The organism is Halocynthiibacter sp. C4, assembly GCF_028823805.1.
Lineage (GTDB): Bacteria > Pseudomonadota > Alphaproteobacteria > Rhodobacterales > Rhodobacteraceae > Falsihalocynthiibacter > Falsihalocynthiibacter halioticoli.
Genome location: NZ_JAPEIE010000005.1, coordinates 146,461 through 166,202 on the forward strand (window position 1 = coordinate 146,461; position 19,742 = coordinate 166,202).

At 59.2% G+C, this 19,742-nt stretch carries 16 protein-coding genes; 5 read left to right on the forward strand and 11 right to left on the reverse strand.

Annotation, left to right across the window (positions count from 1 at the left end; translation table 11 throughout):
• The first annotated feature begins 226 nt into the window (after nucleotides 1-226).
• Entirely contained in the window at nucleotides 227-403 is a 177-nt protein-coding gene (locus OU789_RS16185) for a hypothetical protein (RefSeq protein WP_274656758.1), read from the forward strand.
• On the opposite strand, the gene OU789_RS16190 is transcribed toward OU789_RS16185, so the two are convergent.
• The 10 genes from OU789_RS16190 to OU789_RS16235 form a co-directional block, all read right to left on the reverse strand.
• Nucleotides 381-1,832, reverse strand: coding sequence for an aldehyde dehydrogenase family protein (locus tag OU789_RS16190; protein WP_274656759.1), 1,452 nt, complete (start codon nucleotides 1,830-1,832; stop codon nucleotides 381-383). The genes OU789_RS16185 and OU789_RS16190 overlap by 23 nt on opposite strands.
• Before the next feature lie 40 nt (nucleotides 1,833-1,872).
• Nucleotides 1,873-2,805, reverse strand: coding sequence for a sugar kinase (locus tag OU789_RS16195; RefSeq protein ID WP_274656760.1), 933 nt, complete (start codon nucleotides 2,803-2,805; stop codon nucleotides 1,873-1,875).
• 31 nt (nucleotides 2,806-2,836) lie between these two features.
• Nucleotides 2,837-3,502 (reverse strand): D-lyxose/D-mannose family sugar isomerase, encoded by a 666-nt coding sequence (locus OU789_RS16200; RefSeq protein WP_274656762.1) that lies wholly within the window; start codon nucleotides 3,500-3,502, stop codon nucleotides 2,837-2,839.
• 4 nt (nucleotides 3,503-3,506) lie between these two features.
• Nucleotides 3,507-4,475 (reverse strand): hypothetical protein, encoded by a 969-nt coding sequence (locus tag OU789_RS16205; protein WP_274656764.1) that lies wholly within the window; start codon nucleotides 4,473-4,475, stop codon nucleotides 3,507-3,509.
• Nucleotides 4,462-7,683 carry an alpha-mannosidase gene (locus tag OU789_RS16210; protein WP_274656765.1) on the reverse strand — a complete coding sequence of 1,074 codons (3,222 nt, stop codon included), beginning with the start codon at nucleotides 7,681-7,683 and terminating at the stop codon, nucleotides 4,462-4,464. The genes OU789_RS16205 and OU789_RS16210 overlap by 14 nt, the downstream gene beginning before the upstream one ends.
• A 69-nt stretch (nucleotides 7,684-7,752) precedes the next feature.
• A complete protein-coding gene (locus OU789_RS16215) occupies nucleotides 7,753-8,640 on the reverse strand; it encodes a carbohydrate ABC transporter permease (protein ID WP_274656767.1) in 888 nt (295 codons plus the stop codon).
• Nucleotides 8,641-8,649: 9 nt separating this feature from the next.
• On the reverse strand, nucleotides 8,650-9,588 hold the full coding sequence (locus OU789_RS16220) for a carbohydrate ABC transporter permease (protein ID WP_274656768.1): 939 nt from the start codon (nucleotides 9,586-9,588) through the stop codon (nucleotides 8,650-8,652).
• A gap of 64 nt (nucleotides 9,589-9,652) precedes the next feature.
• A complete protein-coding gene (locus OU789_RS16225; protein ID WP_274656769.1) occupies nucleotides 9,653-10,888 on the reverse strand; it encodes an ABC transporter substrate-binding protein in 1,236 nt (411 codons plus the stop codon).
• 26 nt (nucleotides 10,889-10,914) lie between these two features.
• A complete protein-coding gene (locus tag OU789_RS16230; protein WP_446719195.1) occupies nucleotides 10,915-12,093 on the reverse strand; it encodes an ABC transporter ATP-binding protein in 1,179 nt (392 codons plus the stop codon).
• Nucleotides 12,026-13,240, reverse strand: coding sequence for an enolase C-terminal domain-like protein (locus tag OU789_RS16235; protein WP_274656771.1), 1,215 nt, complete (start codon nucleotides 13,238-13,240; stop codon nucleotides 12,026-12,028). The genes OU789_RS16230 and OU789_RS16235 overlap by 68 nt, the downstream gene beginning before the upstream one ends.
• A gap of 182 nt (nucleotides 13,241-13,422) precedes the next feature.
• Between OU789_RS16235 and OU789_RS16240 the strand changes: the two genes are divergently transcribed.
• The 4 genes from OU789_RS16240 to OU789_RS16255 are packed head-to-tail and all read left to right on the forward strand — an operon-like array spanning nucleotide 13,423 to nucleotide 18,733.
• A complete protein-coding gene (locus OU789_RS16240) occupies nucleotides 13,423-14,547 on the forward strand; it encodes a lactonase family protein (protein ID WP_274656773.1) in 1,125 nt (374 codons plus the stop codon).
• Between the two features lie 19 nt (nucleotides 14,548-14,566).
• Nucleotides 14,567-17,236 (forward strand): glycoside hydrolase family 38 N-terminal domain-containing protein, encoded by a 2,670-nt coding sequence (locus tag OU789_RS16245; protein ID WP_274656775.1) that lies wholly within the window; start codon nucleotides 14,567-14,569, stop codon nucleotides 17,234-17,236.
• Complete coding sequence (locus tag OU789_RS16250; RefSeq protein WP_274656777.1) at nucleotides 17,233-18,039, forward strand: SDR family NAD(P)-dependent oxidoreductase; 807 nt, start codon at nucleotides 17,233-17,235, stop codon at nucleotides 18,037-18,039. Before OU789_RS16245 ends, OU789_RS16250 begins: the two co-directional genes overlap by 4 nt.
• Complete coding sequence (locus tag OU789_RS16255) at nucleotides 18,032-18,733, forward strand: GntR family transcriptional regulator (protein WP_274656779.1); 702 nt, start codon at nucleotides 18,032-18,034, stop codon at nucleotides 18,731-18,733. Before OU789_RS16250 ends, OU789_RS16255 begins: the two co-directional genes overlap by 8 nt.
• A gap of 219 nt (nucleotides 18,734-18,952) precedes the next feature.
• Here the strand turns inward: OU789_RS16255 and istB are convergent, their stop codons facing one another.
• Nucleotides 18,953-19,672, reverse strand: a complete 720-nt coding sequence (gene istB / locus OU789_RS16260) for an IS21-like element helper ATPase IstB (RefSeq protein ID WP_274656789.1) — start codon at nucleotides 19,670-19,672, stop codon at nucleotides 18,953-18,955.
• Nucleotides 19,673-19,742 lie beyond the last annotated feature (70 nt).

Consider the following 19,742-nt stretch of genomic DNA (forward strand, 5'->3'; position numbering starts at 1 on the left):
CCACGGGCGCCCCCCCCAAAAAGCAAGTGTCGTCCCGCGGGAGGCTTCTAGCTCATTGTAACTATTTCTTTAAATTTGGTTGCGGGAGTACGCAACCGCCGTTGTCGAACTAAGCTGTCGTGCAAAGTTTAGAGGCAGAAGTCGGCCCTTAGCGGACATCCGCCACCATGCGGGGTTTCTGCTGCGCGCCAGGCATTCTGGACATTCGCTGCACCAGCAGAAATCAATGAGCCGCAAAACACCGATTGCGCGGCAAGGCCTGGGATCGGCCCGCGCGGACGAACTGCTGGTTGACGCGTTCAAGCTCCGCGATTTTCCCGGAAGCGCGGCGTTCCCGGTGGCAGATGGAGTTGCGCTCGGGGCCAGCGGTTGGTTATCGTTCAACCGACATCCGCGCCGCTGAGCCAGCCGCTCACGACTTTGGTTTCGAGAAATTCCATCAAGCCCTCGCAGCCTCCCTCACGGCCATTGCCGGATTGGCGTACACCGCCGAATGGTGAGCCGGACACGGGACCGATCCCATTGCTTTCGACCATGCCTGATCGCAAAGCCCGCGCGACACGGCGCAGTTTTTCGTTATCTGTGGTCTGGATGAAATTCGTCAGCCCGTAAATTGTGTCGTTGGCCAGCTCGATGGCCTCAGCTTCGGTATCAAACGGCGTCATACAAAGCACCGGGCCAAAGATCTCTTCGCGCCAGACGGTCATATCGCGCGTGACATCCGCGAAGATTGTTGGTCGGACGAAATAGCCGAGGTTACGCCCTTCCGGGCGCCCGGCACCACCGGCCAGCACACGGGCGCCTTCGTCGATCCCCTTTGCGATCAGACCCTGGATTTTGTCGAATTGCCGCTCTGAAACGACGGGGCCAATGTGGCGGCCTTCCTCATCGCTCGGCCCCGTTTCAACCGTTTCCGCGACACGTTGCGCAATCTCGAGCGCTTCATTGTAACGGGAGCGCTCGACCAGCATTCGCGTAGGCGCGGCGCACGTCTGCCCCGTGTTGTTGAAACAGTTCCGCACGCCGCGTTCGACCGCGTCCGGGTCAGCGTCGGCGAAAATGATGTTTGCACCTTTGCCGCCCAGTTCCAGCGCGACCCGTTTGACCGTTGACGCCGCCGCTTGCGTGATCGCGGCGCCCGCGACCGAGGAGCCAGTGAAACTGATCATATCGACTTCGGGATGCGACGTCAGCGCCGCACCTACCCCGGCACCGTCGCCATTGACGAGGTTGAATACACCGGGTGGGAAACCCGCTTCGTCAATCATCTCGGCCAGAAGCAATCCGGACAGGGGCGACACTTCTGACGGTTTTAGAACCACCGTACATCCCATCGCCAGTGCGGGCGCGACCTTGAGCATGATCTGGTTCATCGGCCAGTTCCAGGGCGTAATCAGACCGCAGACACCGATCGGTTCAAGAAGCTTCATCGTACTCCCGCCGTCGCGGGGCGAGGGGTGCTCGAATTCGAAGTCGCGGGCAAGGCGGATCGTGCTTTCAAGGTGAACCCGACCGGCAACCACTTGTGCCTCACGCGATAGAGTGATCGGCGCACCCATCTCTTTGCTGATGGCGCGGGCCATGTCCTCGGCGCGGCGGTTGTAGACTTCAAGAAGAGCCTCGAGCAGGCGAATGCGGTCACCATGGTCCCGGGCCGACCATTCAGGGAGAGCGCGTCGGGCCGCCCAAACGGCCGCATCTGTGTCTCGAGCGCCGCCTAGGGAAATCGTCTCGAACGGTTGCTCGGTGCTTGGATCGATGACCGGGGCTTTGCGTCCGTCGGTTGGCGCCTGCCATTTTCCGTTGATGTAGAAGTTCCGTGCGTTTTCCATTTCGGGGTCCTTGTTGCTCTGCAATCGTTCAGAGTGTGGGCTATGGGGAAGGTGTCTTTGCTGCGGGCATGATTGCACCGCGGTGGCCGATCGCGCGTGCCGCGAGGTCGTGGCCTTGTTTCATGGCGCCGCGCGTATCCTTGCCGGCCACCAGGCCGGCCAGGAGGCCCGCGTTGAAGCTGTCGCCTGCGGCGGTTGTATCGATGACGTCAGCGACCGGCGTGACCTGCTGCAGGTCACCGGACCCGTCCAGCGCGAGAGGGCCAAGTCCGCCGCGTTTGAGCGCGCCGAAGGTCACGCCCCAGTCGCGCAGCCGATCAATCACGTCCGCCTCGTCCGCCGCGCCGAACAGGGCGTTTTCATCACCCAGCGAGGGCAGCGCGATATCGCATTGGCGCCACATCCGCTCGATCACGCGCTGCGCGTCTGTCCGGTCGCACCACAGGGCCGGTCGGTAGTTTGAATCGAAGGCGATCCGGCCGCCCTTCTTCCGGTATTCCGACGCCCATTCAATCAAGGCGTCACGGACGGGATCCGAGAGAATTGCGAGGGTAATCCCCGACAGATACACTAGATCATAGCTGTCCATGACGCTCAGGGTGATCTTGCCGGACGTCTCGAACAGCGTCCGCGCTGCCGACGCCGCGCGCCAATAGCTGAAGCTGCGTTCGCCGCTATCATCCGTGAAGATCATGTAAGGCCCTGGTGACATGCCGCTGCGCCGTTCGATGCTGCCGGTGCCCAACCCGTGGTTGCGTGCGGCGGCAAGGATCATGTCAGAGGCCTGATCGTCCCCAACGGCCGTCACAAAATCGATCGCGGTATCGGGCAGGGAAGGCCGCAGGTAGACCGCCGTGTTGAACACGTCGCCTGCGATGTTCATCGCGGCCCGGCCCTCTGACAATGGCGACAGCTCGATCATGGCTTCACCAATGCAGGCGACGCGTTTGATGCCGGTGTGATCCAACGTCATATACCTCGCATTCCCCTTGCTCCTGCGCTGTTCAGTAGTCCGATACCAGCAGGTGGCTGGGGGCTTCGTCTTCCTCGACGTTGGAAAAGCGGCCGATGGGCATTTCGAAGATATTGTCGGTTTTATCGTCGTTGACGGTCGAGACCTCGCCGATCAGGCAATCTGCGCCCTCGCCCCAGAAAGCGTGCCAGATGCCGGGCATGAGCGTCACGCTTTCCCCCGGCTTCAGCACCAGTTTGCCGCCCGCAGGCAGGGTCCGCATGAGGCCATCGGTCGGCACGGTGACATTGGACTTGCGGTCGATATTGCCGTCAGTGTCCGGGGCGTAAAGTTCGATCACCAGATCACCACCGCCGCGATTGATGATATCCTCGGCCTTCAGGTTGTGACGGTGCATCGGCGACAGCTGATCTTTGCGCGAGATCATGATCTTCTCGGCGTAGAGCATGCCACGGCCCGACGACAGATCCGCGACCGACCCATTGCGCACGGTGAACAGAAACAGCCCCATCTCGACGAAATTTCCCGCGCCATAATCGGTGATGTCCCACCCCAGCCCCCGCGCGCGCATGTCGGCGGCATCGTCTTCGCGCATTCGTTCAGGCGACCAATAGGCGAAGGGCGGCATCACATAGCCGTGGCTGCGGATGAAGGCATCGGCCTCGGCGATGATCGTGTTGATCCGGGATCTTTGCATCGAGTTACTCCTTGTGGCCGACAGGTTCGGCGCGGATCTGATAGTCCATGGTCCAGAGGTGATCGGGGCTGAGCTCGACCCCAAAAGCGCCGCTGGCTTTGCCCCCAACGGGGCCGATTGGCTGTGTGCCGCGGTCGAACCAGCTCGCCACAGGCTCCACCCCCAGGCCACGGAACTCTCCCAGACCAGGGAAATCATGCGGGTTTGCCAGCCAGATCAGGCAGTGTGGCAGGGTGTTTGCGTCCCAGACCAGCGTGGTGCGCACGCCCTCCTCCGGGTAGCTCAGCGCGACGCGCCCAGCGGTGTCAAAAGCCTGCACCAGCTCAGCTCGCATCTGGCAGACGTGGGCGCCGAAATCAACGGGGCGACCGCCTGCATCCAGCAGGCCAAACGATTCCGCCGTGACCAGTTGCGCACCATCAGGCCGGTAAGGCGCCGGGATCGTACCCCAGGTCGGGTGGCCAGGCACGGACAATTCGACCGTCGCGCCTTCAGGTAAGCGAAAGATCGGGTGCAGCCCAATTGGCAGGCGGCAAGGGCGGCGCACCGACACCGAGAGCGTAAGGTCAACGCACGGTGAAGTTTGCGACAGTTTTACGGTCCGGCGCAGCGCCTTCACGGCGTGATTTTCGGGGAAGTCGATCTCCAGCGTGATGTGGTTTTCGCCCTGTTCCACACAACGCCAATTGGCATTGCTGGCATAGCCATGATGTTCCGGATCCGCGCCACTGGTCCCAAAGGGCACGCAAGGCCACTCGCCCCCCAGATTTTGAAGATGCGCTGGTTGGTCCCTGCGCTCTGGTGTATCCTCGGTTGCCCAGCTCGCCTGTGCGAAGGGTCTGAACAGGCTTCGGCCCGGGATACGAAACGCAACATCCTGCACCATCGCGCCCGCCGAAATCACCCGCGCCGAGCACGTCGGAGATGTCAGTGTCCAGGCGTCGAGCACGGCGGCAGCATCACTTTGCGACATTGGCGGGCCTCATGAACAGGGTCTTGACCTCAAACGGGCGGAATTCAAGCGCTGCGGTGTTGTCGACCAATGCAATCGGCGAATCAACCGGGCGCTCAATCATATCCGTTTCCTGCAATTCCAATACGTCGACCCCAAAGGCAACACGCGCGCGACCGCGGCGATTGGCGGTCTCGTAAAGACGCAGGATGAAGCCTTCTCCGTTCTCTGCGCGTTTGACGGTTTCGACGCAGATATTGGGATTGTCGATCTCGACAAATGAGAACGAAGACGAAGAAATATACCTGTTCGCGGCCGCCGGATTTGACGCACCAAGAACGCGGATCGGGTTGTTAAGACGCTCAGCCGCCCGCACGACCTGACCAAGGTCGCTTTCGCCCCCGTGCACCAGCAACGCGTACCGGAACCGGTGTTCGCCAAGATCGGCTTCTGGATCCGGGTAGTTCGGCCCTTTCAGGAGCGAGATGCTCAGCGTGGTGCCGTCGGCACCATATCCATATTTGCTGTCGTTCAGAATGGCCGCGCCGTAGTCCGGTTCGCTCATGTCCACCCACCGATGCATGCAAGCTTCGAACCGGGCGGCATCCCAGCTTGTGTTGCTGTGTGTCGGGCGTTTGACGTGGCCAAACTGAACCTCCGCACGGGCATCGCTGGTATTGAGGTCCAGAGGAAACAGCGCTTTGAGAAGCGTTTGCCGTTCGCTCCATTCCACAAAGGTATCGAATTCGAGCTGGGACCCCGTGGCTCCGAGCGAGACGATCTGAACGATGCACGATTGCGCATAGCTGCGTTCGATCCGTATTGCCGCGCGATGCGGTCCACATTCGACAACGTCCATCTTGGCAGGGCATTCAGACAGCGGCCACGCTTTTTCATTGTAGTAGCGATCAATATCCCACGAGTCATAGGCGAGCGGCTTATCCTCGTAAGCAACCAGCTGGTTGGCGGTTTCACCCGGCTTCAGGAGTTCGCGGTCTCGGATCTTATCGAAAACCGACGAGATCTCTCCCTTGGCGTTGAAGCGAACCCGCAAGTGATCATTTTCCAGACGATCCTTATCCACTTCCGGACCTTGAGAGGCAGAGGTCTCCGCGGGAACTGTGGCGCACTGTACCCAACCCATTGTCGGCAGAGCGCCGACAGGCGCAATCCAGTCATGGCCGCCGTCTGCACGGGAAATCCTTTGCAGGGGCGCCATGTGGTCGCCATGTTGCAGTGCCAGGCCGTCCAAAGCGTCGTCGTCTTCGAACGCAACCACGTCTCCGCAGCGGGACTGGCCGGTGAAATTCACCAAGCGAAGCGGGTCGGCGCCGCCGGATGCCGTGTTCAGCGCGGCGTTGGTCAGCCCGTCGGGCGCATCAAGGGTTTGCTTGAGCCTGCTATAGTCGGCATCCGAATCCGCATACACTGGCGCGATGGACGTGCCGGGAAGAATGTCGTGAAACTGGTTGATCAGAACCAAGTCCCACATCTCCTGAAGCTGGTCCTTCGGGTAGAAGGCGTCGGCCAGGATGGTCGCCATAGAGGCGGCGAATTCGGCTTCTCTCAGATACCGCTCCGAGTTTCTGTTGCTGGCTTTGTTCTTGGCCACCGAGGTCAGCGTGCCACGATGGTATTCCAGATAAAGCTCGCCCACCCAGACCGGAAATTCGCTGGCGCGCTCGGTCATCTTCTTGTCCAGGCGCTTGAGGAAATCGCTCAACCCTTCAAGGCGCACCTTGGGAGCCCCGGCCACGCCGCGGGCCAGCCGCCTGCCGCGCTGAACCATGTCGCGCGTCGGACCGCCGCCGCCGTCGCCATGGCCGTAACAGATCAGGAGTTCGTCGTTCAGTGATTTGGGCTCATAGCGGTTCCACGCACCGAAAACCTCGCTGACGGTGAGCTCCGAGTTGTAAACCGTGCGGTGGTCTTTGGCCTCGGCTTTTTGGGTGGTAATCAACTGCGATCTGATCTGGGAGCCATCGATCCCCTGCCAGAAGAAACTGTCGTGTGGGTGGCGGTTGGTATCATTCCACGACAGTTTGGAGGTGATAAAGAAATCGATCCCGGATTTGGAAAAGATCTGCGGAAGGCTGGCAGGGTAGCCAAAAGTGTCAGGCAGCCAGACGCAGCGCGGGGTTACCCCGAACTCATCGATCATGAACTGACGCCCGCGCAGGATTTGACGGATCAGCGATTCACCCGAACTCAGGCTCGCGTCCGGCTCGACCCACATGGCCCCTTCCACATCGAATTGCCCTGCCGCGACCCGTTCTTTTACGCGGGCCCAGATCTCTGGATAGTCACGGCGCAGGTAGTTGAACAGGACGGACTGGTTGTACATGAAGGAGAATTCCGGGAATTCCTCCATCAGGTTCAAAGCCGTGGCAAAGCTGCGCCCGGTCTTGTCCCGCACGTGCAACACGCGCCACAGCCAGGCAACGTCGAGATGCGTGTGACCAACGGCTGAAATGGTCGGTTGTGCCTCGGTGTCCTGCAGTTCATCAATTTCGGCCGCGATGGCTTCGGCTCGCGCCAGCGTCGCGCGCGCCTCCTGTTCCTGACCTTCCCGTCGATCCAGGGCATAGAGCGCACGCTCGACAATCCCGAGCAGTTGATGGCGACGACCGTCACCCTGCGGCAGGATCGTCGCGACCTCGAAGGCGGTGTTCAGGTCGTGAAACAGCCGCTCGACCCGTGTGTCACGGATAGCAAGCCACGATTTGAACCCAACAATCGGGCGGTCGTAGAAGGTGAAGGCGTTGACCTGAACCGTATGGCGCGTACCGGCAGTGGCTTTTGGCGCGAGCACCAGTTCGGAATGGTTGCCATCCAGCGCCTGCACAAGCTCGCCGTCGAGATAGGCCAGACATTGCGGATCGGTCGATCCCTGTTCGAAATGCCATTGCGATGTCACGCACAGGACTAGACAGGCGTTGGCTGCTTCGGCAGGCACTTCGATTTCGGCCGCCAGCCACGTGTGTTGTTGTGGTCGTCCCCAGACGGTCCGGTCGTCAAGAACCGGCCATGCCCGCCAACCTTCCGGCAGCGGCAGCGACCCGGTTCCTTCTGCTTCGCGTACATGCCAGGACACGTCGCCGGGAACCGGTTGAAGGATCTTGCTGCGAAGGTCATCCAGCAAACGCACCAGCTTTGCCTCGCGTTGGATGTCCGGCTGCCCAAGTGCCAGTTGTCCCGAAAGGGGGTTTTCGTATGTGCTCATCGCCATGGTGAATTACCAAGTCCTTGTTTGCCGCCGATCCTCGGCGTCGAATTCGTGAAAAAGGGTTGGGGGGCGTTAGTCCGCCCCGACCGACAGACCTTGCATGAAGTACTTCCGCAGCACTACAAACAACGCCACCGTTGGGACACTGGATATGATTGCACCGGCTGCGACGACATTCGGTCCGAGCGTCGAATAGGTTCCCTGCAGCGCTTGCAGCGCAACCATGACCGAACGAACTTCGTTCCCTGTGGCCAGAACCGACGAGAACAAAAGGTCGTTCCAGATGAAGGTGAACTGCAAAAGCGTCAGCGCCAGCAGCGGTCCCGAGGCGTTGGGAAGGATCATAGAGGTAAACACACGCCATTCGCCTGCGCCTTCGATCCGTGCGGCCTCGTCTATTTCGCGCGTTATGCCCGAGAAAGAGTTCCGAAGCACCAAAAGGGGAAAGGGAATGCAGATCGCGATATAGACCAGAAGCATGCCAAACCAAGTGTTCACCATACCGACCTGCTGAAAGCCGAACAGAAGCGGGACCAGATACATTTGGAAGGGAAACAGCGTGCCGGTGAAAATCACCATGAACCAGGCGTTCGAACCCAGCAGACGCAAACGGGTCATACCGTAGGCCGCCGCTGCCGCGACCGCGACGGCCACAATGGAACCGAGCGTCGCATAGGTAAGCGAGTTGAAGGCCGCGCGCCCAAGGTCCGCACCTTCCCAGGCTTGCCGCAGGTTGCCGAACAACGGCGCAATCCCGTCAGGAAGCTCGAGTATCCCCTTCTTCGCGTATTCCTCGGTCGATTTCAGAACCGTGACGAGCAACAGATAGAATGGAACAAGGTACGCGATTGCCAGTGCCAGCATCGGAAGCGAACGCATCGGGCTACGGGTTTTCGTTTTCTGGCGCTCCTGTTCCAGCAGCGCGTTTAGAAAGGCGGGGTCATTGATGTTTGCAGTCATATCTCTGGCCTATTGAATGCGCTTGGTGACGCGGGTCTGAAGGACGGCAAGGAACGCACTCACCACGATGACCATAAAGCCGAGGACCACAGCCACCGAAGCTCCGTAGGCCCATGCGCCTTTTCCGAAGGATTCGTAGTACATGTACACCGCCAACGAGAGTGTGCGTTTGCCGGGGAAGTCACTGGCCATGACCCACAGCAGGTCAAACGTCGTGAAGCCAGCGGCAACGTTCAGGATGGTGACAACCAGCACTGTCGGCAAGAGAAGCGGCCAGACCACGTGGCGGAACACCTGGAACGACGATGCGCCTTCAACCCGTGCGGCTTCGATCGGGTCTTTGGGAATGGCGCTCAGGCCGAGCAGGAGCAGGACCATCGTGATCCCGAGGTTCTGCCAGACGAATGTTACGATGACCGCGCCGGTGACGGTGGACCCCGAATAGAGCCAGCCAAAATCGAACTCGGATCCGGTTACGCCTGACACCATGGAGTTGAGCACGCCATGGGGGGAGTAAACGTAATACCAGATGGCGCCGATTGCAGTCGGCGCAAAGATGCGCGGCAGGAAAAAGAGGCTTTTGATGGTCTCCTGAAACGCCATGTTCCTCAGGAGCAGCGACAGCGCCAGGCCAAAAATCAGCGGGAAGACCATCGCGCCAACCACCCAGATTGCGGTGTTGAGCATGGCCTCGGAGAAGTAGGGCAGCGCGAAAAGACGGCGGTAGTTTCCAAATCCGGCAAATTCGTCAATGCCGGCAAAACGTTGCCATTTGGTGAAACTCAAACCGACGTTGAATACGACAGGGAGCAGGGAAAAGAGGCTAACGAGCAGGACCGCGGGTGCGATGAACAACCAGGCGACCCGGGTTTGCCGCCAGGCATAGCTGCGTTCACGGCGTTTTGCCGTTTCGAGTATCTGCGGATTGAGAAGCGAGCTCTGCGTCATGACTGACCTCTTGTTCGAATAACCCGCCGCCGGGTGGCGGCGGGCTAAAGTTAAATGGATACTATCAGTTGTTCGCCCAGTAGTCGGCGCTGATCGCATTCATCAGGGTCATGGTGTCCTGCGCCTGATCGGCGGTCGGGTTCAGCATGAATTCACCCATTGCGGCAACCAGGTCGCCTTGGATCTGCGGAGGAACAGCTTCCCACCAGCGAACCAGACCACGCGGCTGACGCTCACCGATTTCAAACATGTTGCCTTCGATGATTGCATTCGGGGTCGATGCTTGCAGGTTGCCGTTGTACACGCCGGCGATCGAGCCAAGGGTGTTCGACGCATCTGCCGTCATCATTGCCTGAACGGCGTCGCCGACGCCCGGGTTTTCAGCAAGCGCTGCGGACGACACGATAACCGGAGCTGCTTCGATGATCACCGAAAGACCAGCGTCGTCGTTCACCGGCGGTGTCAGGAAGGTGCCCAACTGCTTGCCCGGCTCCATGCCCGATGCCACGAACGAACCGGTGTGCCAGTCGCCCGTCAGGTACATTGCGGCCGAACCTTCGACAAAGAACTTCTGGTCGTCTTTTTCACGCGGATCCGAGAAGTAGCCCTTGTCGTACATCTCGACCCACATGTCGAAAGCCTGCTGAACGGCTTCGCCGTTGTAAGCCACCGAACCGTCGTTGATACCAACGAATGCATCCGGGTCGACACCGGCAACCAGTTGCGAGAACCAGATGAACGGCATCCATTCGGTGCCCGGTGCGTTGATCGGGGTGTAGCCGGCTGCTTTCAGCTTTTCACAGGCGTCCAGGAACTCGGCCCAGGTGGTTGGCGTGCCGCTGATACCAGCCTTTTCAAAGGCTTCCATGTTGTAGAAAGTCACCCAACTGGCCTGGTTCAGCAGGAACGCATAGGGTTTGCCGTCAACGCTGACCAGGTCACGCTGAGCCGACGAGAAGTCGCCGTTGGCAATCGCTGCATCCCACTGTGCCGAAAGGTCCGCGGCGGCGCCGGTTGCTACCAGATCGGTCAGCTGACTACCGTTCCACCAGCTAAAGAAGGTGGGCGTGTTGCCACCCGCAATAGATGTCTGGATGAAGGCCTGGTATTTGTCCGAAGGCGTCACCAGCTCGGCTTCGATGGTCTGGCCCGATGCGGCTCCGGCGTCGCTGGCCATTGCCTGAATACCTTCCATCCAGGTCTGCTTGTCGACCACCATTTTCAGGTCGGCCGCCTGCACGGCGCCAACGCTGACCACAGCAGCAAGGCTTGCCGCCGTCATGTTATTGAAAAACTTCATTTCTTCCTCCAGTTGATTTGAAGCTTCTATCGAAGCAACGAACGTTCCGTTTCTCCGTCGAATAGATGGATGCGTGACCCATCGATGAAAAAGCGATCCGTCTCGCCGACCTCCATAGGCCGCGGTCGCTGTACGCGTGAAACGAGCACGCGATCTTGGTAGTTCAGGAATAGGAGGCTTTCGTTTCCGAGCATCTCGACAAAATCGAGCGGCGCCTCGAACTCAGCCGCGAATTCAGGCTTTTGGCTCTGATCCGCCAGCAGGATGTCTTCCGAGCGCACGCCGACAGTTACAGCGGCGCCATGCTTTGGCAGATCAAAGCGATCCGAAGGCACCGGAATGCGCATTCCGTCGCAGTCGATCGCGCCGTCTCTTGTCACCGTGCCTTCAAGGAAATTCATCGACGGCTCGCCAATGAACCCACCGACAAATCGGGTCTCCGGCCGTTCGTACAACTCCATCGGAGAGCCGACCTGTTCGATCTTTCCGTTATTCAGAACGACGATCTTGTCGGCCAGGGTCATGGCTTCGACCTGATCGTGGGTCACAAAGATGATTGTCGCGCCCAGCTTTTGCTGGAGTTTCTTGATCTCGATCCGGGTCTGATTTCGCAGCTTTGCGTCCAGGTTTGACAATGGTTCGTCAAATAGAAACACCTTCGGGTCGCGCACCATTGCCCGGCCGATTGCCACACGCTGGCGCTGCCCTCCGGACAACTGCGAGGGGCGGCGATCCAGGTAGGGGCCAAGGCCAAGCATGTCCGCCACTTGCCGCGCCCGTTCGTCGATTTCCGGCTTGGCGACTCCGTTGATCTTCATCCCGAAGCCAAGGTTTTCCTTGACGCTCATATGCGGGAACAGAGCGTATGACTGGAAGACCATCGAAATGCCGCGATCGCGCGAGGGCAGCTCGTTCACAAGTTTGCCGTCGATTGTCAGCTCGCCGTAGGAGATCGTCTCGAGGCCGGCAATCATGCGGAGCATAGTCGACTTGCCGCAACCGGACGGGCCGACAAAGACTACAAAGGACCCATCATCGACGTCGAGGTCAATTCCCTTGATGGCGACATGTTCGCCGAATACCTTAATGATGTTGCGCAGAGTTACAGAAGCCACGTGGGGCGCTCCTTTTTTGATATCAGGGCTTGGCGAAACGTGTTTCGGGCTGAACCGAATACCAGTCGGGCCGAAGCGGATCGCGGTCATACGGGTAGCCACCTACCTCTTTGAAATGCCGCGCGTAGTGTTCCATTTTTTCCCGATCAACCTCAACACCTAGGCCAGGCCCCTTGGGAACAGCGATTTCACCGTTAACATATTCCATCTTCCCGCCAACGATGATGTCGTCCAGCAAGTGATGGTAATGAGCGTCTGCTGCACAGGTCATGTTCGGCAGTGCCGCGCCCAGATGCAGCATCGAGGCCAGTTGGATTCCCAGCTCGCCGGATGAGTGGACGCCGTGCCCAAACTGAAAACACTCCAGCACCTGACCGGCGCGATGTGCCTGACGCAATCCGCCCCAGAATGTTGTGTCCAGCAAGATCACGTCCACGCTGTCGCTCTTGATGCAAGACGCCAGCTGTTCGAAATTGACCACCACCACGTTGGTCGCCGTGGGGATCGAAATGCGATCCCGCAGACGCCGCATGCCTTCTAGGCCGAAGCAGGGGTCTTCAAAATAGTCGTTGTGGATGTGCTCGATCTGCTTGGCAACCCAGATTGCGGTCTCGACGGTCCAGACGCTATTGGGATCCAACCGAAATTTGTCTCCCGGCAACGCATCCGCCAGCGCCGAATACACCTCAACGTCATGCTCCGGCGAGAAAACCCCGCCTTTTAGCTTGTGAGTCTTGAAGCCGTAGCGGTCCTTGAGCCGTTTTGCTTCCGCGACAATGGAATCCGCCGTGTGTTCGTCCGAAACGCCGTTTTCCGGATTTCCGTTCCGGTAGAATAGATAAGCCGCAAAGGGAACGGTTTCGCGCAGGGCGCCGCCGATCAGGTCGCACGCGCGAATTCCCAGGCTTTTACCCGCGATGTCCATACACGCCATTTCTATCGCGGCATGTAGCTGCATACGGTTGTTGTACAGGCAAGCCACCGGGTTCATGATCTTCCAGCGCAGCTGTTCCAGCTGTAGCGGGTCATGCCCTTTTAGATAGGGGAGCAAACCGACAATCTCTTGCTCGGCCGACTCGCCGCCGCCGCCAAGCTCACCCCAGCCCGAGATACCTTCGTCGGTGATGACCTCGACGATCGTGCGAACAAATTTCCCCCAATGAGCGCCGGCCGAATGGCGCAGGGGCGCTTCAAGAGGAAGCGCAACAGTTGTCGCTTTGATGTCTACGATCTTCAAAATTCTCTCCCGTTGTGATTCCGGCTGTTACAGCCCCTAACTACCATGGTAGTGTGGTTAGTCAAATAAAAAATGGTAGAATATTAGTTCGCACTTAGGTATTAAGTCGGAAACGCCGGAGGAAACCCGGACAAATTCAAACGGTTGCCGCGAAATCCGGTCGCCTGACGATGGGGGAGAGAATGAGTTTTCAGATCTATGCGGGAAGCCTGACGCGCCCAATGCCCCAGTATGAGTCGGCATCAGGTGAAGGAATCACCTTGCTCTCCATCAATGATGCTGGAACGCGCACTGCACCCCACGTCGTGGAAGACCAGTTTGACGATACGATCTGGATTGTTCGCGACCGGGCCGGCGAATTCCTGTACTCCACGTTTGAAACAAGCGACGGCGACCAAAGTTACATAGCTGCTTTTCGAATCGAAAAGCGGACAGGCGATCTGACCCTCATCAACAGCCAACCGACTGGCGGCAACGAAGCCTGCCACGCTACGTTGTCCAGCGATGGCCGGTATTTGCTGGTTGCCAATTATAATGGCGAAGGCTTCGAAGGCTTACCCGATCAATCGATGACGGTCTTCCCGGTCCTCGGGGATGGCGGTTTGGGCGAGCCCACCGCAACAATCCGGTACGTCGGGCGGGGACCGCGACAGGATCGGCAAACGCGCCCGCACGCCCATTGTGTTGAGCAACGGCCGGGAACCAATGATTTCTATGTCGCCGATCTGGGGCTGGACCGGATCGCCGTTTATGCCCTTTCTCATGACGGGCAACTCATCCACAAACCGGGCTGCGATGTGACCCTCGAACCAGGGGACGGCCCGCGGCATTTGGTGTTTTCCGCCGATGGAAAGCGCATGTTCGTGGTCTGCGAATTGAATGCCAAAGTCCTGAGTTTTGCTCTGAGCGAACCACAGGGCCAGGCCCATTTGATCGATAGCTTCGGTATCGGCGCGTCAAATGGGATCGAAGCGCAGCCGTCCGGGATCGTACTCACAAAAACAGCGGACACACTCTTTGTCGCGCTCCGTGGGTGCGACGAAATCCTGACACTTCCGGTCACGTCGCAGGGCCTGTTGCTCGAAGCCGTGCGTTCGCCTTGTGGCGGTCAGACCCCGCGCGACATTAAACTGCTGCCGACCGAACGCCACCTGCTGGTCGCCAATCAGAACAGTTCGACCATCAGTGTTCTACCAATTGACAAACACACATGCGCGGTCGCCGACCCGGTGACCCAGATCGAGGTGGGAACGCCGATGGTCATTTCCGTGCACCCGCTCAACGACCCGACTCACTTCCAAAGCTAAGACAATGGGAACTCATGAAATGATACGCGAAATCTTGTTCGTTCACCATAGCCACACCGACATCGGCTATACCCACCCGCAGCCGGTGGTTCTGGAGCTTCATCGCGGGTTCATCGATCAGGCGATCGAATTCGCGGAGCAGACGGCGGATTATCCCGACGACGCGAAATTCCGCTGGACCTGCGAAGTCACGGGCGTGACCGAAGATTGGTGGAAACACGCGGACAGCTCAAGCCGCGACCGCTTTCTGGCGGCGGTCTCGCGCGGGCAGATCGAGGTGGCGGCAATGCGGTGGAACATGACGCCGTTGATGGACCACGCGATGCTTCTCGAAACGCTGAAACCCGTGGCGTTTTTCCGCGACCTCGGTGTCCCGGTCAGAGCGGCGATGAACACTGATATCAACGGCCTGCCTTGGGGCGCGGTAGACGCACTGCTGGATCACGGGATCGAGGGCGTCTCGATGTCGATCAATGAACATTACGGTCACGCGATGCGCCCCTGGCCGGCTGCCTTCAACTGGGAATCCCCCGGCGGCCGCAGCATCCTCGCCTACAACGGGCTGATCTACGGCGCGACGTCGGACCACATGTTGCGCATCCCTCATTCGATTGACGAGGCGCGCAGCCGCATTGCCCATTGGATGGGGAAATTCGCGGCGCAAGGGTATCAACATCCTTTCCTAATGATGCAGATCACCAACCTGAAGTATCACGACAATGCTTCGCCGCAGCGGACTTTGCCGGACTTCATTCAGGAATACAACGCGCGTGCCGAGGCCGAAGGCGGCGTCCGGCTGCGCATGAGCACCCCGTCCGAAGTGTTTGACAGGTTCAAGAACCTTGCGCCCGAAACGCTGCCAACCCTGCGCGGCGATTGGACAGACTGGTGGAATTTTGGCGCTGGCAGCACCGCACGCGAAACCGCAATGGGAATGCGAGGTCAACGAGATCTGCGCACCGCGCAAGCGCTCGACGCGGTGGCCAAGCGACCTGCCCCGGCACGCCGGGACATGCTGGTGTCCAAAGCGCGCGAACAACTTGCGCTTTTTGCAGAACACACATGGGGCACGGATCGTTCAATCAGCCGGCCGGGCTCTGACGACACCAGATCACAGCAGCTGATGAAACTGGCCACCGCAGCCGAGGGCGGAGCGCTTGCACGCCTTTTGCGGCGCGATGCGATGCAAAACCTTTGCGTACCCGGAGAGGGCACCGATCAAACCGTTTTGGTGGCCAACCCGCATCCGTTCCCTGTCACACAGTCCGTCCGCCTGCCTGCGCTCCCTCCATTTGCCGAGCCGCCAACAGCGCCGCGCCAGATGGGTGTGGACACCGCAGTACCCGGGAACCGCGACCGGCATTTAGCCCATCGTCAGGACGTCTTGATGTCGGACCTGCCCGACAGTTCCGCGTTTTGGTCCCAGCCGATCCAGATCCCCCCGCTGTCGCATGTGTTCCTTCCTGCCTCGGACGTCGCGCCCGCCGAAGCGGATAATCTGTATTCGACAGAAACCAGCATCTCGAACGGATTGGTGACGCTGGAACTGGATCGCGACACCGGCGGCGTCACCAGCGTCGAACGCGAAGGGCGTGAGTTTTCGGCGAATTTTGCAGACGATCTGCGTTTTGGCGTTCCGGTTGCCGAGAGCATAGCAACGGACGATCGTGACGACATGTTCGGCCCGATCGACAACGAAACGCCAGATTGGAATCGGTCCTGGAAATTGGATTGGCCCGCGAAACGTGTTCCCGGTCGCCTGACCGAAACCGTGGGCCCCGATATTGGCCGCGGTCAGGTAAGCCTGAGCCAAGTGTTTGAGTTGCCGGGTGGGGATCGCGCGACCGTCACCTATCGTCTGACGCCGCAGGATCCGACTATTGGGGTCACCGTCAGGCTTGAAAAGGCGCCCAACCCGGCGCCAAACTCGGTCTATCTGCCGCTGACCGCTGCTTTGGCCGACAATTGGGAATGCGACTTCGAAACCGCCGGTGCTGTCGTTGCGCTCGACGCCGAGCAGCTTCCCTTCAGCAGCCGCCACTACGTCACCGCGCAGAACTATATTCGCATTGCGGATCCGGCCCACGAAATGGCGGTGTCCTGCCCCGACGCGCCCCTGTGGCAGATCGGCGGCTACACCTTTGGTCGGTTTGACGCGGAAGACGGCACAGTGGCGCGCGAAAACCCCGTACTGCTGGCGTGGCTGGCAAACAATTATTGGAGTACAAATTTTCAGGCCGATCAAAGCGGCGACATGACCTTCGACTTCTCATTGTCGGTGGGGTCACGTCGGTCAAGCGGCCAAGCGCTCCAATGGGCCACCGCGTGCGCTATTCCTCCCGGCGTACAATTGTGCGACGAAGACCACGGCGGCGCATTTGGCGTGCAAAAACCGCCATTCGACATCGATATGGGTGATCTCCTTGCGACCTCGGTTGAAAGGGACGGCGATGGCAGGATTGCCCTCACGGTGATGAACCCGGGGGATCGAGCGGAAAGTGTCCATTTTCAGTCAGACAACACGATGGACCTGACCCGAACGAACCACTCCGGTGCTGAAAAACAGTCGTTTGGTACAGGGCAGAACGTGAGTGTCGAGGTGGCGCCCCGCGAATGGTGCCGTATTGTCGTCAACACGAATGACGGGATGGCCGCGGGTGATGACCCGTCGAAAGGAGTTTCGTTGTGACCCTGAACGAGAACGAAAAAACGAATGAACGCGGCTGCATCGTCATCACCGGGGCCGCCAAAGGCATCGGGCGCGCGGTCGCCGACTTCCTCGCGAAGCGCGAAGACTTGCTGGTTCTGGTTGATCTGGAGTGCCGCCCGCTGGCGCAACTCGCTGCGCAGAACCCGGACGGCATCCTATTGGTCGAAGGGTCCGTGGCGGACCCGCAGACTGCCAAGCAGGTTGCGCAAGCCGCGATGTCGCTCGGTGGCGCAAGAGGGTTGTCGCATAACGCCGGTATTCAGCGGTACGGAACGGCACAGGACACGAGTCTCGAGACCTGGGATGAAGTCTTCGACGTCAACCTGCGCGGCGCGTTTCTGATGGCTCAGGCTCTGCTCCCACAACTGGTGCAAAGGCGCGGATCCATCGTGTTCATGTCTTCGGTCCAAGGGCTCGCGTCGCAGTCGAATGTTGCCGCCTACACCAGCTCGAAACACGCTCTCAACGGGCTCACCAAGTCGATCGCGGTCGACTTTGCCGAACAGGGTGTTCGAGCAAATGCCGTCGCGCCCGGCTCGGTAAACACACCTATGCTGGACTGGGCTGTTGGGCTGTCGGACAACCCCGACGCCCTCCGCCACGAAATCCGCAACATGCACCCTTTGGGCCGCGCAGCTGAACCATCCGAGATTGCATCGGTCGTTTCTTTCCTGTTGTCTGAGGACGCAGCATTTGTCACGGGCGAAGTTTTGCGTGTAGACGGGGGATTACTGGCCCGCATACCGGGAGCCCCAAGCGCGGCGGAAAAGAACGATGAATAAAATGTCTTTGGCATCCGATTCAAGAAAAGGCGTGTCGCGGGCGCAGGCAGCGTTTGAGGAACTCTTGCAACGCATCGTCAATCTGGAACTGAAACCGTTCCAGCGGCTGTCGGAAGCATCTGTCGCAGACATGCTAAGCTTGGGCCGCACACCTGTGCGCGAGGCATTGGTCCGACTCGAAGCACTGGGTTTTGTTGAAATCAGGCCGCAACGGGGGTCTATCGTGGCCCCCCTTCGGATCAGCGATCTGGAGCAGTCGCAGTTCATCCGCGAGTCGCTCGAGGTCAGCCTTTTGCGTCGGGCGATGGAAAATGACGACCGCGAAGAAATGGTCGCCAGCCTTGAAAAAGAGGTCATTCTTCAGCGCGCATATCTGGAAATCGGCGACAAAGAGAGTTTTCTTGAATCCGACGAAACTTTTCACAGCTTGATCGCAGAATATGCGGGCCTGCGTGGCGTCATGGCCGAAATCGCCCGCACCCGCGCGCATATGGATCGTTTTCGAAGGATCAACGTAGATTGGGGAGATGATCTTGAAGAAGTGCGCGTGCAGCACCTGCAGATTGTCTCGGCCGTGAAAGAAGGCGACGCAGACAAAGCTGCAGCCTGCCTGCTGAAACACCTCCGCCGCGTGTATGTATTTCTCGAAGCCGTCCACCACGAATACCCGGAGTATTTTGACGATCAGGAGTAGGGCACGTGGCAGTCTGCACGCGTGAAACCGATCCCGACGCCATGCAAGTTGCCAAACACCACAGTCGGAAAGTCCGCGAACTGTCAACGGCGGCGTAAAATTCTGCCACTGGGGCGGAGCAAAAGTCGGCCAGTTTGGGGTGCGCGCCTTGGAGCGTGCGGCCCTCAAATAGCAGGCACGTTCCAAGGCGAATTGGCCACTAGGCCAATTCTGTTGGAATTACCGTTTTTTGGATTTCATGCGTGACCTGCTTTGGTTTAGGCGATAGCTCTCACCGTTCATTTCCAGGATGTTCACATGATGGGTCAATCGGTCCAGTAACGCGCCGGTCAAGCGCTCTGTTCCGAAGGTTTCCGTCCATTCTTCGAACGGTAAATTGCTTGTGATCAAGGTTGATCCGCGTTCGTAGCGTTGCGAGATCAGCTCGAACAGTAGCTCGGCACCTGTTTTGCTGAGGGGGACGAAGCCGAGTTCATCGATAATCAGCAGTTTCACCTTGGCCAACTGCCTCTGACGGAGCAACAAGCGCTTCTCGTCACGCGCTTCCATCAGTTCATTTACCAACGCCGCTGCTGTTACAAACGCCACCGGCAGCCCCTTTTGACAAGCCGCAAGGCCCAGCCCGAGAGCGACATGGGTTTTGCCAGTGCCTGACGGACCAAGGGCGATGACGTTTTCCCGACGTTCGATCCATTCACAGCGCGCAAGGTCCAAGACCATCATCTTGTTCAGCGAGGGGATGGCTTTGAAGTCGAAACTATCGAGGCTCTTGATGGCCGGGAACTTTGCAGACTTGATCCGGCGCTCAACCATGCGCCGTTCACGGTCGATCAGTTCCAGCTCGGCCAGCCGCGCCAGATAGCGCACATGATCCACGCCCCCGGCGGCGCAGATGTGAGCCTGTTTGCTATGTTCGCGCAAGAATGTCGGCAGGCGCAGGTATCCTCAACAATGAACTCTATATTGGACGTCTCGTCTGGAACCGACAGCGCTTTGTCAAAGACCCGAC

Bases quoted from the DNA above. Each gene is read 5' to 3' on its own strand.
- OU789_RS16185 (WP_274656758.1), top strand. From the start codon at position 227: ATGAGCCGCAAAACACCGATTGCGCGGCAAGGCCTGGGATCGGCCCGC.
- OU789_RS16190 (WP_274656759.1), bottom strand. From the start codon at position 1,832: ATGGAAAACGCACGGAACTTCTACATCAACGGAAAATGGCAGGCGCCA.
- OU789_RS16195 (WP_274656760.1), bottom strand. From the start codon at position 2,805: ATGACGTTGGATCACACCGGCATCAAACGCGTCGCCTGCATTGGTGAA.
- OU789_RS16200 (WP_274656762.1), bottom strand. From the start codon at position 3,502: ATGCAAAGATCCCGGATCAACACGATCATCGCCGAGGCCGATGCCTTC.
- OU789_RS16205 (WP_274656764.1), bottom strand. From the start codon at position 4,475: ATGTCGCAAAGTGATGCTGCCGCCGTGCTCGACGCCTGGACACTGACA.
- OU789_RS16210 (WP_274656765.1), bottom strand. From the start codon at position 7,683: ATGGCGATGAGCACATACGAAAACCCCCTTTCGGGACAACTGGCACTT.
- OU789_RS16215 (WP_274656767.1), bottom strand. From the start codon at position 8,640: ATGACTGCAAACATCAATGACCCCGCCTTTCTAAACGCGCTGCTGGAA.
- OU789_RS16220 (WP_274656768.1), bottom strand. From the start codon at position 9,588: ATGACGCAGAGCTCGCTTCTCAATCCGCAGATACTCGAAACGGCAAAA.
- OU789_RS16225 (WP_274656769.1), bottom strand. From the start codon at position 10,888: ATGAAGTTTTTCAATAACATGACGGCGGCAAGCCTTGCTGCTGTGGTC.
- OU789_RS16230 (WP_446719195.1), bottom strand. From the start codon at position 12,093: ATGACCGCGATCCGCTTCGGCCCGACTGGTATTCGGTTCAGCCCGAAA.
- OU789_RS16240 (WP_274656773.1), top strand. From the start codon at position 13,423: ATGAGTTTTCAGATCTATGCGGGAAGCCTGACGCGCCCAATGCCCCAG.
- OU789_RS16245 (WP_274656775.1), top strand. From the start codon at position 14,567: ATGATACGCGAAATCTTGTTCGTTCACCATAGCCACACCGACATCGGC.
- OU789_RS16255 (WP_274656779.1), top strand. From the start codon at position 18,032: ATGAATAAAATGTCTTTGGCATCCGATTCAAGAAAAGGCGTGTCGCGG.